This is a genomic window from Phycisphaerales bacterium (assembly GCA_035627955.1).
GTDB lineage: Bacteria > Planctomycetota > Phycisphaerae > Phycisphaerales > UBA1924 > JAEYTB01.
In genome coordinates this window covers 377,440-391,911 of the sequence record DASPKU010000019.1, presented here as the reverse complement: position 1 = coordinate 391,911, position 14,472 = coordinate 377,440, and the positions used below count along the sequence as shown (strand labels likewise).

Sequence of the window (14,472 nt, the reverse complement as noted above, 5' to 3'; positions counted from 1 at the left end):
GTGCCGGAGAGGGCCTCGGAGAGAACCGCCGCTTCGATCCCGTCAACCTTGAGCCTGAGCGTTGCCATTTGTTCAGCCTTTCGCTTTCCGCCGCCCTATTGCGGCGGCCACACCCTACCGGGCGGAAACGCGCTTTCAACTCGGCAAAACAGGGGCATAACGCACTGTGCCAGTAGTGCCAAAGCACGAAGGCTTCAGTGCTGAACAGTGGGCGCAAAATCTTTTTTGAGGAAACGGAGGAATCCTCCGAGGGCGCGGACCTCCCACGCCTGCGGGCGCGTTAGGGCTCTCCAGATTCTGGCGCGGATCGGTCTTGCGACCGGGAGATTGCCGGGTTAGGCTGGAGCCTCAACATCGTGGGGCCACCACCCAATAGGCCCCCTCTTCAGGACAGCCCCGCTGCGTGCGCCTACCCCCCAGGTGCCCGGCGGGGCTCTTCTTTTCACCACCGCGAACGATTTCAGCGCGGGATCGTGGCGGCCACAACGAAACGAGCGCGGAGCAGGCCGTGGATGGGCGGCGAGCTCCCCCACTTCACAGGCACGCTCCGCACTGAAGGCGCGCATGACAAGGGGCTAGGAGCCCGCCCGCCTACTCGATAAACTGCCGCCTTCGTTGCCACCACGTTCGACCGGGGGGTTCCGATGCGTCTGTTATCCGTTCTGGTTTCCATCGGTGTCATGCTCATCGCCGTCCCCTGCACGTTGGCGCAGGCCCAGCCGCCGGTGCAGTCTTCGCAAGACATGCTGGCAAAGGCGAGCAAGGCGGTCTTTCAGCTCAAGGTCAAGGCAGAGGCGGGGGTGTTCGCGAGCGGCACGGGTTTCTTGATCGACCAGACGGGACTCGCGGTCACCAACTTCCACGTCGTGCAGGGTGCCTCCTCGGCAGATGCCGAGTTTCAGGGCGTCGAAGGGGCGGTCCCCGTCGACCTTGTGGCAGCGAATCCCAAGTATGACCTCGCGCTTGTGCGCGTGCCAATGCGCGACCCGAAGCTCGCCGGCAAGGTCAGCGTGCTTGAAGTACGGTCCGGCCACACTGCGGCGGGGACCGACGTTTGGGCGATCGGCTTCCCTAAGGGGCTTGGCCTTTCGGTGACCAAGGGCGTGGTCAGTGGTGTCCGCTCGTACACGGACCTCCCCGAGGGTCTCAGGCGGTCGCTGAAGTACGACACGAAGTCCGTCTGGATTCAGACAGACTGCACCATCAACTCTGGGAACTCAGGTGGCCCTCTCCTCGATGGGCAGGGAAGAGTGGTCGGAATCAACACTTGGGTTTGGCTGACCGGCCAGAACCTCTACTTTGCACTCAGCGCGAAGCACATTGACGAGCTCGTCAAGGCTCCCCTTCAAGCTGACTTCTCCTTCAAGACCGCGCAGAAGCTCTATGGGCAGGAGCGCCAGATTCCCAGGGCAGCATTCCCTCGCCTTGACGTGACACGTGATGGCACCGGAGCCGACTTGCTCAAGCACATCACGGCGTTTCGTACCGGGCACAGGTGCAAAGGATGCGCAGGGAGTGGTCAGGTCACGACCAAGGAGCGGACCGGCAGCACGAGCGGTGGAGGAATGACCTACCCGACCTTCACCAACGTCACTCGTCAATGCAGTACGTGCAATGGTTGCGGAGTCGCCTCAGCTGAGAGGGTCTGGGGCGACATGCGCCGGCTTGCCACATCATTCGCCCGACTCAAGGAAGATGACCCCAAAGCCGCGACCGCACGGGAGCTACTCCAGAAGGAGCTGCGAGCGGCGATTCAGTCCAGCTCCGCCGGGCTTTCGGAACGCCTCAACGGAAAGGCAGTGACCGTCTTATCCGCAACCACCTGCAAGCCGGGAGAGGCCATCGTCTGCGTCGGAAGGCTCGCAAAAGACCTATCCGAAAACGGCGGCGCGGATCGGTTTCAAGGCGTCGTTCTCCACGATCGTTCAATGCTCGTGCTTGTTTCCGAACCTGAGCTGGTAGACGCCGCTGAGGGCGACACGGTCCTGGTCGGTGGGCTCCTTGCTGGCCGGCTGGATGGCTCGGACGGAACGTTCATGCCCGTGCTTCAGAACGGATTTGTCATCGGGGTGCCATCACGCGCCCCGACCTCAAGGCGGTAGCCCCGGATCACCGGCTAGCTGCCCACCGCTGCCGCAGGAGCGATTGGGTTCCACAGCCCCGTTCCGCACCCAAAGCGCGCATGACCGGCGCTCGCCGCACCCGTAGAGGCGTAGGTCTCTGATAGTCTTCGGGAATGTCCATCGCGGAGTTCAACTCATTCGATGCCGACCGACCTGTGACTACGCGAGCCTGCGACCGGTACAACCGATTCCCGTTCGCGCAAGGCGTTGCTCGGCTGATCCTGTCGCTCCCTAGGTCGGAGTGCTTCACACTGAGTATCAACGCCCCATGGGGGGACGGCAAGACCTCGGTGCTCAACTTCGTCGCCGAAGAGCTTCGTGGGCAAGACTGCGCGGTAACCGGCTACAACCCATGGCTGTACGGCGATTCCGCCAGCATGATCCAAGGGCTCTTCGCAGTTCTGTCTCGGGCCATGCGCGTGGAGCTCAAGAGGAAGGCTGAGAGGTTGGCCGGCGACCTCGCACGGATAGCCTCACTCGCGGCACCCTTGGACGACCGCATCGATAAAGCTAGGCAGTTACTGAAAGCGAAGGGTGACCTTCCTCTTGAGGAGGTGCGAGAGCGGCTTCAAAGGCATTTCCGAAGGGCGAACCGGCAGGTTGTCGTGTTCATTGACGACATCGACCGACTGGACGCAGTCGAAACCGTGTCGCTATTGCGCACTCTGAAAGCCTGTGCTGATCTACCCGGGGTGGTCTACGTATTGGCCTTCGACCGTGATGTGGTCGCGGAAGTGATCGGGAACCACATGACGGCCGGTGGCACACCGGGTGGGCACCGCTACCTCGAAAAGATCGTCCAAGTCTCGCTCTCGGTGCCGCCTGCCCTGCCGACCGAGCTCAGCAACGTGTGCCATGAGAACATCGATGCGGTCCTGAGGTCACACTCGATCACCGTCGATGAGGAGGACATCGCTCGGTGGCGCTCCGCGTTCACCAGTGCGATCTCGCGTCGTCTCCGAACACCGCGCAGTGTCACTCAGTACACCAACGCCATCAGGTTTGCCCTCCCGATGCTCAAAGGCGAGGCGAATACGGTGGACGTGTTGCTGGTCGAGGCATTGCGCGTCCTATACCCCGCCGCGTATCAGGTTGTCCGCAGCCACCTTGATGAGTTCGTGACGGTGGATGCCTCTGCGGTCCGCTCCTGGTCCCCGAACTCGGAACGCCCGGTAGTTCCCATTCTCCGGGAGGTGCTTCCTGGCAGCGACTTCGGCAGCGTGACGTCCCTTCTGACGGACCTGTTCCCACTCTTCACGCTTCACCAGCAACTTCTCACTACCACGAACCAACGTGGTCCATGGATGCGTGCGAAGCGAGCTTGTTCGCCCGCCTATGCAGCCAGGTACTTCACGTACGCGGTTGGGCGACAGGACGTGTCGGATGAGTCGATTCAGGTGCTGCTGTCGCTGGCCGGGGAGGGCAGTGCTCGGTTGCAGCCACAGCTGATGAGCATGCTCAGGGGCGGCAACCATCATCTACTCTTGGAGAAGCTAGAGCTCGCCACTACAGAGGTCACGCCCACAGCCGCCCGCCGCCTCGCAGTCGCTCTTGCGGTTTCAAGTACCGCTTTCCCGGAACCGTTCTCATTGTACCGGGCGTTGGAACCAGGAATCGGAACCAGCCGACTTGCAGCGCGACTGACACATTTGGCAGGCCCGCGCGAGTGGGTTGCGGCTGCGGAGGAGATCATTAGCGAAGCGCCGGATTGGTTTGTAGGCGCGTACTTCGAGCGGGTCCTGCCCCCCACGCTGGACAAGAGCAGTAAAGAGGTGCAGGATGCGGCTGCCACTGTGTCGCGCGCGTTTTCAACCCGCTTCAACCGGATGGTCCGCTCGACTGATGATCTGCTCGACCTGGAGAGGCGATGGCGGTTCGAGATGATTTACCAGTATGCGCGGGCCGCGGGGCGAGAGGCCGCTGGTGAGGTGCTCGCTCCCAAGATCCGCAACAACGGGGCGGTAGTGCCCCTCCTACTCCAGCTTGCCTCGCAGCCCGTAACCCGAAACGAGGAGCCCATTCCCGCTCCCGGAACACTCAATGTACGGGGAGTTAGCGACCTCTCTTTGATCGTCGAGCTAGACCTTCTCTATGAGGTAGCGAAAACATGGGCCTTCAATGCAGGCCCGCTCAGGTCTGAGGACGGTGTACGGCGGGAACCTCCCGAGGACGCGGTCATCCGGCAGTTTGTCGCCGCGTGGCCCTTGTTGAAGAAAGGCGATGGCTCGCGCGATACCGAGGCGTGAAACCGCTGCACAGGCCCGTTCCGCACCAAAGTCGCGCATGGAGGGCGCTGAAGAATGACGGGGCCACAGATTCAGTTGGTGTAGGAGGGCTACGCGTCCGTGTCACCCACGCTTGATGGGTAGACGTACCTCTTTGCTCGGTTGGGTGTGTGTTCACCCTCGGCCGGACGGTTCGCGCGCTCCGTGAGGGAGTCAGAGGCAGACAGATCGCTGGCTCTCACCTCCGCGCGGAGATGCTGCCTCGATTAGCACTTAAGCAGACATTCGATGGACCGCGAAGGGGCTCCAGTTCGCAGCTCCCCCGCAAGGGCATCGATCCCGCCGCGACCTTGAGCGGGTCCAATGGGCCTGCCGAGGCATCCAGATGGAAGCACACGCCGCAGTTTGCTCATCATCGAACAGGAAAAATTCCACACACAAGTACCGCCTTAGTAGTCGCTTTGAAGCAGTGCGGTCATTGTCAGGGTTGATTCCGGACACTCAAGTTGATGCAATCTCGGCGGAGGAACCATTATGCGTCACCTTTCCGGTATCCAGCCCTCAGGAGTTCTCCACCTCGGCAACTACCTGGGCGCGATCAGAGACCACGTCGCGCTTCAGGAGAAGGGCGATGCACGGTATTTCATTGCTGATTACCACGCCCTAACGACTGTCCGCAACCGGGCACAGCTCCTCGACAACGTCCGCCAGACAGCGGTCACATACCTTGCGTGCGGACTCGATCCAGCGAGGTCGCTGCTGTATCGCCAGAGTGACGTGCCAGAGGTGTGCGAGCTCACCTGGCTCCTCCTCACGGTGACGCCAATGGCGATGCTGCACAACGCCACCTCCTACAAGGATCGCGTCGAAAAGGGGATTCCAGCGGACGCTGGCCTGTTCACCTACCCAGTTCTCATGGCGGCGGACATCTTGGCGCAAGACGCCACACATGTCCCAGTTGGAAAGGATCAGGTTCAACACGTAGAGATGGCGCGCGACATGGCGGAAAAGTTCAACCGCACGTACGGCCGCGACGTGTTCACGGTGCCCGAATACTCGCTTGGCGAATGCCCTTATGTGCCCGGCATTGATGGGGCCAAGATGAGCAAGTCGTATGGCAACACCATTGGCCTGTTTGACACGCCGGACCAAATCCGGAAGTCAGTGGCCAAAATCAAGACCGATTCCAAAGCACCGGCTGAACCAAAGGTGCCAGAGCAATGCACCATCTTCAGGCTCTACAGCCTAGTATCCCCGCCAGAACAGGTATCCGCGCTCGCTGAACAGTATCGGCGGGGCGGACTCGGGTACGGCGATGCAAAGAGTCTGCTTGGCGATCGACTGATCGCCGTCCTGGGCCCGCTGCGCGAGCGCGTTGCACATTGGCAGACTCGATCTGAGGATGTAGAGGATGTACTGCTCGCGGGTGCCGAACGCGCCCGTGCCACCGCTCGCTCGGTGCTCGCACGTGCACGGGACGCTTGTGGCCTTGAGAGGGGAGGGGCAGCATCGTGAAGGACGCACGTCGCTCGGCTCTGACCTACTCCGCGTACATCAACGATCAAGCCATCGTCGAATCGCTGCGACTTCCCCCCGTTCCAGAAGGTGTAGCTGATTCGAAGTGGCCAAACCAGGACGGCTGGAAACCAGGCGACACTTGGCCCACTGGAGGTGAGTGGTGCCACGACGAGGTCCTGTTCATCCGCACACACCAGGCATTCGAGGTCTGGTTTGCGCTGATCCTGCACGAGCTTGGAAGCGTGTCAGCAGCAGCCCAGGAGTTCTGGTCCTTTCATGGGTCCAAGTTGCCCCGGGTGGACCTCGACGAGAGGCATGACGAGGACGCACCACCGGTTTTTGACGGTCAGTCCTATCCGGAGGTTGCAAGCGTTCTGCGTGTGGCAGCCCATGCGGACCCAAATGCCCATGATCTTGAGTCAGTGATGGGAAACCCAGGCCGACTTTGGGATCTCTCCAACCTTCCGCAATGCGCGTTCACGGCCTTGAGCACGTCTTCTCACCTCCCCTCCTGGGCCGCGCGCATTCGCCGAGCGACGCTTGCGCTTCAGGCCACCATTCCGTTCTTCGACGTCCTGTACTCCATGACGCCGCGACAGTTCCTCGCCTTTCGAGACCGGCTTCAGCCCGCCTCCGGCTTTGGGTCTGTGCAGTTCCGCGAGCTGGAGCTCGTATTGGGCCTTCGCGAGCTGCACCGTGACAAGATGCAACCTCCAGGTGGCGAGCCCGTCTCCGCAGATGGCGAGGCTCTTCCGCCTTTTACCCTGAGGCCGACCCAAGCCACGCCGAGTGCACTGCGGATGCAGTGCTTCCACACTGCGCTCGGCAGGTGGGGGTGCGAGAGAGTGTCCGCTCGGTGGGCTTCGCCGTCCCTCCGAGACATTGTGTATGGACTCCTGAATGGAGTTTTTGAGAACAGCAGCAGCCACGCTGGCAACTCTGTATTCCCGCAGGTTGACACTCAGGCTGTGGATCGGTTCATGGCCGTTACCGTGCGCGGAGCGATCAAGGACGCCTACCGCGGCCTGGTTCCACCGACTCTCGATGCAGCCGGACGTGATCGTCTCACAGAGACGCTGCGCAATCTGAGCCGTGCACTTGGTCACCGCGAAACAATCGTCGCTGCCCTCCTCGAAATGGACGACCGGGTGACGCCTCTGACAGTGTTCCTCCGCACGTGCCTCGACCTCGACGCTGCCATTCTCCGTTGGCGCGATGTGCATATCCGATTCGTGGAAGCGATGATCGGAATGCGAAGGGGGACCGGCGGAGGAGGCATTGATTACCTTCGGACCACGACCGCTGCAACGCGCGGTCCCCAGTACACACACGGCTTCCCTTGCCTTTGGCAGGCCCGAAGCTTTGTGCATCGAACGGGCGAACTGTGAACGAGCGTCGGCAGATCAATGCGACTGAAGGCTTCATTGATACGGCGACGGTGTCTCACGCCGTGCACTCGCTTGAGCTGGGCACCTCTAATTGGACCACATGGGATTCGCAGGCGCTGGTTGTGGCCACCTTCGTTCTTCTGCACCACCGCATGTACCTCTCTGCGTCTCCGTCCCGGTCGAGGCTGCTTTCGGATGCGATCAAGGCTAGCAGCAACCTTATTGGCCAATCACCTCAACCCGAGCCTGAAACCGTACAACGGGCTGACGAGTATTCGCGCGAATGGCTCCGCAGCTCAGGCCCCCTTCTCTCGGCGTATCTTGGCCGCCTTGATTCGAGTGATTCGTTCGCATTGTGGACAGCGCGCACTCTCCAAGATCCGATGATCCGCAGGTATCTTCCTCGGGATGGGTACTTCGACCGGACCTATATCCCGGAGATGAGCAGTGTTTTGGGGTTGGATTCGGCCACACTCACGCACCTTCACGAAGAGACTCGTGACGCGACAGAGTGCGGCCGGCTGCTTCGGGATTCCACCTCTGGTGCGGTCCTCCGAAGGGCCCTGGCATTCGGGATGATCGCGCGGGGCAAGTTCCAGGAGGTAGTTGCGGGCAGGGCCGGGCTGCATTTGGTGGCGCACCCGCTACGAGGAGTACGGATCTCCAGGCAGACAAACACACCCGAAGTTGACGGCGTCATGATGGGGAGCGCGCAGGTGACTTTCAATCACCTTCAGCATGCGTTCATCAAGATCCTTATTGGGAGTGCGATTCAGCAGCACGATCGGCACAAGCGCGTGGCCTGCTGGGTTGCAAACATCGAATCCGCACGCGCCAGGTTCAGTCACTCGCGGGCCGCCCTGCCGACTCATACTGACCCCGGGGTGGCGCAGAGTAGAGCGATTGATCTCGCGATCGAGTGCGGGTTCCCACCGGTTCCCAAGTCTGTACTTCACCGTTTGGACGCAACCATGGGACTTCTTGGACTTGCCCTCCACGTTCTCCAACCCGCGCTCGGGCTCGTTGTTTCTGGCGGGCTTGAGCTTTCTCGTGGTGCCGGCATGATGGAGCGTTTAGAGGAATGGATCGAATCATCTAAGTCGCTCAAGCGATGGCGATTCGGTCAGTTTTGCCGGCTCGAGCCCGTGAAGGTCCTTCCCCTGGAGGTGATGGCCCCCCGGACCATACCCAGCTAGTGCACTCGGAATGGGGGCGTTTCACGTTTAGCCCGGGAACTCGAAACCCACGAGTTCAGCCGTAGCACGCACGCGCTGTAGTTCCCATGCTCCGCAGTCCATCGTTCGCCAGTGGGGCTGCTGGCGTCAATGCGCCACACCTGCCGCACTCCCGGATTTTTAACCCCAACCACCCCTATAGAGAGCTGGTGGTGCCCCGCGGAGGTTACTCACCTGCGGCTGGCGGCAGTGCATGGGAGGGAGCCTACCGCGCGGCGTTAAGACGCGCTTTGGCCGCGGAGCGTGCCTGTGGTGTCGGGGCGGACGCGGTCCGGGCAGCCGGGCGGGCTCGGCCCGTCGCTGCTCCGGGAAGGCCAACCAGCGGCAGTCCGTGCTTGACCTTGAGCCAGCGCGGGTTGTCCTGGCACTCGGAGGTGGAGCCGAGCAGGGTGCTGGAGCGGTGCTTGAGGACGATCCCCTCGCACAGCGGTGCCGCCGCCGACGCCGTGAACAGGTCCGCGTAGCCGCCGAGGCGGCAGGTTACGAGGCGCACATGCCCCGGCCGCCGCGAGCGACTAGCGCCACGCCATACCTGCTGCAGGGCGCGGAAGCGCTCCAGGGCGGGCACGTCGCCTACCCACCGGCCCGCAACGTAGAGCAGGTCGAACAGCACCAGCTCCTCGCGCTCGCCCGCGCGGCAGCGCCGCCAGGACCAGTCCTCGGGGTCCTCGACCTCGAACCGCCGCATCCCCAGCCACTCGCCGTCCAGCACCGTCCCCGCCGGGAGGCGGCGGAGGCAGCGGGCGAGCTCGGCCGCGAGGGCAGCACCGGGGGCGATGGGCTGGTTGTTGCGGGTGACGAGGCTTGCCTTGGAGCCGTCCCAAGTGATGACTGCCCGCCAGCCGTCGTGCTTCAGCTGGGCCAGCCAATGGCCCTCGCGCAGGGTGCGCAGCACCCCGGGAGTAGTTCGGGTCGGCTTGTCGGGGTAGCGGAAGGTCACGAGGGCGGTACGCGCCAGCGACAGCAGGGGTTCAGTGTACGAGGGCACGCAAGGGCCGCGAGCGTCCAGCACAATGGGGGGAAGCACCGCAATTCACACAACCTGTGCGGAAGGTGGATGTGAACCGTTGGCCCCGCCTAGCTCGCCGCGGTCTTCCACTCCCGCAACGCCTTGCGGACCGCTTCCTGCAGCCGCAGCTCCTCCGTCGATTGGTTCAGGAACCAGTCCGTCGACCAGATCCGGTGCACCTTCCAGCCGCGGCGGATGATCACCTCCTCGCGCAGGCGGTCGCGGTCTCGCGCGGACCGGGCCGAGTGGTACGTTGCACCGTCGCACTCGATCCCGAGCACAAAGTCGTGCTGGCTCCCGGGGGCGAGCACTCCAATGTCTACGAAGTAGCCGGCAACACCGACCTGCGGGACAAATGACACGCCAAGTGTGTTTAGCACACGGCCTACGGCCTCCTCGAAGGGTGAGTCCGGCCCGCGCGTCGTTCGGATTCCCCGATCGACGATCTTGCCGGAGCGGGAGAACTCCAGGAAGTCGCGCATCGCGTGCACGCCCCTGCTCTTCCCCGGCTCCGCGTTGATCTGCTCCGGGTGCAGAGACGAGAACACCTCCAACCTACGGCGCGCGCGCGTGATCAGAACGTTGAGACGCCTCCACCCCTGATCGCCGTTGATCGGGCCGAAGTTGTTGCGCACCACGCCGCTGGCGGAGTCGGGGCCATACGTGTACGACACGAAGATCACGTCGCGCTCGTCGCCTTGGAGGTTTTCCAAGTTCTTGATGAACAGCCCCTCGTCCCGCGCCTGCAGCTTCTCGACCGCAACGCGAACGGTGGGGCTCGAAATGCAAGCGCGGTCTAGGCACTCTTGGATGAGGTCCCGCTGCTCGGCATTGAAGGCACCGACCCCGAGGGATTCGTGCGACGACGACTGGGCGTGCGCGATGATTGCCTTGGCGACCGCTTCGGCTTCCAGTACGTTCTTGCCGCCGGCGCAGGTTGCCCCGGAAATGAAGTGGTGGCGAACGCCCAGCCGGCCAGCGTCGACCGTGGGCGACGGGAAGACGACGAGGTCCTTGTCGTAGAAGCGCTCATTCGAGAAGGCGATCAGCGACTCGTGCTGGCTGCGGTAGTGCCACCTCAGTCGCCGGGCGAGCGGGTACGCCTTAAGTGCCACTTCAAGGACAGATTCAGCGTCATCAGCTATTAGCGCGTCATCCGGGTCATCCGAGCCCGCGGTAGCCTTATCGAAGAACGAGGTGGGGGGCAGCTGCTTCGGGTCACCAACGATGACGACTTGCCGCCCACGGGCAATGGCACCGAGCGCGTCCGCGGGTCGAATCTGCGACGCCTCGTCCATGATCACCAAATCAAACTCGATCTCGCCCGGGGGCAGCTGCTGGGCGACTGAAAGCGGGCTCATCATGAAGCACGGCTTTAGCGCCTGCACGGCCCGGCCCGCACGCACCATGAGCTGGCGCAGCTTGCAGTGCGCCCTCTGCTTCTGCACCTCATTGCGGATCAGGGAGAGCTCGGTAAGCTCGCCGACCCGACCGCGTGCATTCCCGACCGGCGGCACTCTCTCAGCCGCCTGGCAAGCAATGCGTCTGCGGGAGAGCTCCAGGACCGCCTTATCGCCCGATTGGAACTTGCCCCGGACCTGCTCGATCCGCTGCCGGGTGAAGCGCCGCAGCGCCGGATGCGCCTCCAGCGACTCTTTCGCTAGCGTTTCAAAGAAGGTGAGCTCGAAGTTCCTGCGAGCTACATGCGGCTCGACCTTCCCCGCAATGACACCTGAGAGAAACGCACTGAGGCCCAGCTCCTCCGCGTGCGCGAGGGCCCTGCAGAGGTTCGCCCACGAGAGAAGCTGGGTGAGGCACGTTTGGAGTTCCTGAAGTCTCACCCTCACGGCCGACCACCCCGGGCCACCCGCGAAAGCGTCAGTAACCTTCCCGAAAGACGAAAGCTCCGAAAGGGCTGCGCGCCACGTACCCGCCGCCTGCTCGGCCTGGATCACCGCCACCCGAACAGCCGCGCAACGGTTCACTGTGTCTTGGGCCAACATCCAGCGGCGAACCGGTTCGGGGAGGGGAAGGTTCGTGAGAGCGTCGAACCAAGAGAGCGTCTGCCGGGCAGGCCCAGTGTCGGTGTTCTCGCAGTCGTAGCTGGGACCGAAAAGAGTTCGCCCCATGGAGCTGCTGGAAAGTGTGCGCTGGAGGCCTTGCAGCTGGAGAATGCGTGTGAAGCCCTGGTTCGCTTCTTCGACACTGCGGAAGTGGACTGCCGGGTCGATTTCCGAGAGTTGCAGCAGCCGCTGCAGGTCAGATCGATGCTTGGATGCCTTCTGGGAGAGGTCTGCGAAGGGAGTGGTGAGGAAGCGCGATTCAGAATCAGGGGCGGGCTGTACCAAGGACGCCGCAAGGCTGCGCCTGGTTAGGCCAAGCAGGTATTCCAGCTCCTCGGGCCGGGGAGCGTGCGGCGTTGAGTCGAGATTCTTGAGGAGCTGGACTGACGTGGGGTAAGAGAGTCCGCACCCCTGCGCGCGTAGCCCCCATTCAAGCTCTCTCTTCAGGGTGTCCCAATCCGTTTCGGTCCCTCGGAACCCCGGGCCAAGTGCCCTCCGAAAGCTCTCGTTAGCTGCAAAGGCCGACTTTGCCTGCAGGAAGTCTTCGAGCGCCTCCAGTACCGCGATCAGCCCATCGGGGGTCAGCTTCGTGCCACTTCGCCGGAACGCGCGCGATTTGGCGTATGCCGCGCGGTAGCTGCCCTTGAGCCAGCGCAGGACGCCGTTCCCGCCCGCGCGAAGGTCCCGCCGGAGCGCGGCAAGGTCGGCGTTGGCCGGAACGTCACGCAGCAGGAGGTGCCGCTCAAGCTCAACCGCCAGCTTAGCCAGTGAGGCGTTCTGCTCCAGTGCCTGATTCAGCACGCCAGCCGCGCCGGGGAAGAACAGCTCGGGACGCACCACGGCCCGGTTCTGGATCACTGGATCGTAGAGGCAGTGGTACGCGCGAACGCACCGCTCGAACTCCTGAACGTTGCGGGGGCGTCCCACCTGCACCTTTTCGAGCGAGTCAAAGGGTGAGTGAAGCCGGTCGATTGCGCTGAGGAGCCCGTCAAGCTCGGCGACGGCGCGCCGAACATCGTCAAGCCCGCTAGCTCTGTAGAGGCGAGCAGACTCCGACAGCTCCAACAAAGCCATGTACTCCCTGGCCGCGGCCGTCACCTCGGATCGACGGGCCAGGCTCCAGAGCTCAGGAGTCCCAGCCTTGGCTGCAGCGGCAGCCTCGATGTCGTGGCATAGAGTCGCGATATCTCGAGCGGCCGTGTTCCCCGCGAGTGCGGAGCACACCAGCTGCGAAGTCGAGGCAGCGGGGTTCAAACGTTCTGCAAGATCGCCCCAATTCGCCGTGGCAGCTAGGGTCGGCCAACCAGGGGCCGAGTTCCCATTCGATGCACCTGCCTGCTCAAATGACTCCGCCGCTTTCGCGAGCTCCTGAAGGGCCTGAGCAACCCTGGGCTTATCTGATGAGTAGTAGCGCAGGGCGTTGAAGCCCTTCCAGACCTGCGCGCCAACCTCCTTCGACTCTGACAGGTGTGCGCTGAGTTCGTCGAAGAACCCCAAGCGGTCCTGAAGCTGCCGATCCGTAAGTCCGGTGTCAACGGAGGCGCGGACAAGCTCCGCGCCAGATGCTCGCAGCGCGGCGATATGCCAAAAGACCTGGAACAGCGGCTCATTGCGCGGGCCGACCCTTGAACTGGTGGCCTCTAGATACCCGTCGATCGCCTCGCGGTCAGACTGCACCTGCGCAAGTTGAGCGGTCAGTGCGTTTGGCTGCGAGAAGCTGGCGTCCATCCTGTCCCGTAGAGACTGGTATACCTGCGCCGGTTTGCTCTTGTGGCTGTGCATCTCTAAGCAGAACGCACCGAGCCCCACCCGCTGCAGGTTCTTCTGGACCACTTCTAACGCGGCCATTTTCTCGGCCACGAACAGAACGGTCTTACCCGCCGCGATCGTCGCAGCGATGATGTTGGTGATCGTCTGCGATTTACCGGTGCCCGGGGGTCCTTCGATGACCAGGCTCTTGCCTTCGACGACATCGATAATGGCCGAGTGCTGCGAACTGTCGGCGTCCACTGCCAATAGGAGGTCACGATGGCCTGAGTTGGCGTCGATGTGGTAGTCAGGCGCGTAGGTCGCGGACGAGGCGTCCTTCTCGGTGCCCTCGAATAGCGCGCGCACGAGCGGCTTCTTCTCGATCTGCTCCCAGTTCTCGGGGTCCAGGTCTCTGTACATCAGCAGCTTGGCAAAGGCGAAGAAGCCAAGTACCGCCTCTCGGCGGACTTGCCACCGGGGCTCTGATCGGACTGCGCGCTGTACCTCGGCAAAGTAGACCTCGGGGCTCCACTCGGCGTCGTACTCGGGAAGCTCCAAGTTGAACTCCTGGCGGAGCTTCATGGCGAGTGACACGTTGTGCAGCACCTCGCCACCGGTGTAACGGATCGAGTAGCTGTACCGACCCCGGCGGCCATCAAACGTCTTTTCAAGCTCGCAGGGGACGAGCAGTAAAGGCGCGCGCAGCGCCTCAGAGCTGTCGCGGCTGGCATACCACTCCAGGAACCCAAGTGCCAGATAAAACGAGGACCCGCCCGTTTCTTGGACTTCAGTCGTGGCAAGCGAGAGCATTGCCTTCGCACGCCGGTCCAAACTGTCATCGTCCAAGTCGAGTTGAAGCTTGTCGTCATAATGGGAGGACAGGCGCTGGCTGCCTGCCCGCGGCGCACGAGGCAGTTCGGCCTTCGTGATGCCGAGGGTCTCGTCCCCATCGCCGGCCGCTCTCAAGATCATCGGCCTTCCGCGGACGACCAGGCGGTCGAAGACGACGTCGGGTACTTCGTCGATGATGCGAGCGGACCGTGTCCGGCTCGGGCGGTACTTCAGCAGGATGTTTCTAAGCGAGAGATCGAGCAGTTCCTTACGGAACCGGTCGAGCTCCTTGCGCACGTCGATTCGAGACATTGCCCAAGGATATCAAAGT

The 14,472-nt window shown here is 62.8% G+C and carries 7 protein-coding genes; 5 read left to right on the top strand and 2 right to left on the bottom strand.

The genetic code is table 11. The annotated features are described in order from the left end of the window. Nucleotides 1-680: 680 nt before the first annotated feature. The 5 genes from VD997_16250 (at nucleotide 681) to VD997_16230 (ending at nucleotide 8,450) form a co-directional block, all read left to right on the top strand. Nucleotides 681-2,102: a trypsin-like peptidase domain-containing protein gene (locus VD997_16250; GenBank protein HYE63543.1), complete on the top strand. Its 1,422-nt coding sequence runs from the start codon at nucleotides 681-683 to the stop codon at nucleotides 2,100-2,102. A 134-nt stretch (nucleotides 2,103-2,236) separates the two neighbouring features. Continuing rightward, entirely contained in the window at nucleotides 2,237-4,369 is a 2,133-nt protein-coding gene (locus tag VD997_16245) for a P-loop NTPase fold protein (protein ID HYE63542.1), read from the top strand. A 513-nt stretch (nucleotides 4,370-4,882) separates the two neighbouring features. Next, complete coding sequence (gene trpS, locus VD997_16240) at nucleotides 4,883-5,863, top strand: tryptophan--tRNA ligase (protein ID HYE63541.1); 981 nt, start codon at nucleotides 4,883-4,885, stop codon at nucleotides 5,861-5,863. Continuing rightward, entirely contained in the window at nucleotides 5,860-7,254 is a 1,395-nt protein-coding gene (locus tag VD997_16235; protein ID HYE63540.1) for a tryptophan 2,3-dioxygenase family protein, read from the top strand. Before trpS ends, VD997_16235 begins: the two co-directional genes overlap by 4 nt. Beyond that, on the top strand, nucleotides 7,251-8,450 hold the full coding sequence (locus tag VD997_16230; protein ID HYE63539.1) for a hypothetical protein: 1,200 nt from the start codon (nucleotides 7,251-7,253) through the stop codon (nucleotides 8,448-8,450). The genes VD997_16235 and VD997_16230 overlap by 4 nt, the downstream gene beginning before the upstream one ends. A 244-nt stretch (nucleotides 8,451-8,694) precedes the next feature. Here the strand turns inward: VD997_16230 and VD997_16225 are convergent, their stop codons facing one another. Both VD997_16225 and VD997_16220 read right to left on the bottom strand, forming a co-directional pair. Continuing rightward, nucleotides 8,695-9,477, bottom strand: coding sequence for a hypothetical protein (locus tag VD997_16225; GenBank protein HYE63538.1), 783 nt, complete (start codon nucleotides 9,475-9,477; stop codon nucleotides 8,695-8,697). An 89-nt stretch (nucleotides 9,478-9,566) separates the two neighbouring features. Then, nucleotides 9,567-14,453 carry a DUF4011 domain-containing protein gene (locus tag VD997_16220; protein ID HYE63537.1) on the bottom strand — a complete coding sequence of 1,629 codons (4,887 nt, stop codon included), beginning with the start codon at nucleotides 14,451-14,453 and terminating at the stop codon, nucleotides 9,567-9,569. Between the last annotated feature and the right edge of the window lie 19 nt (nucleotides 14,454-14,472).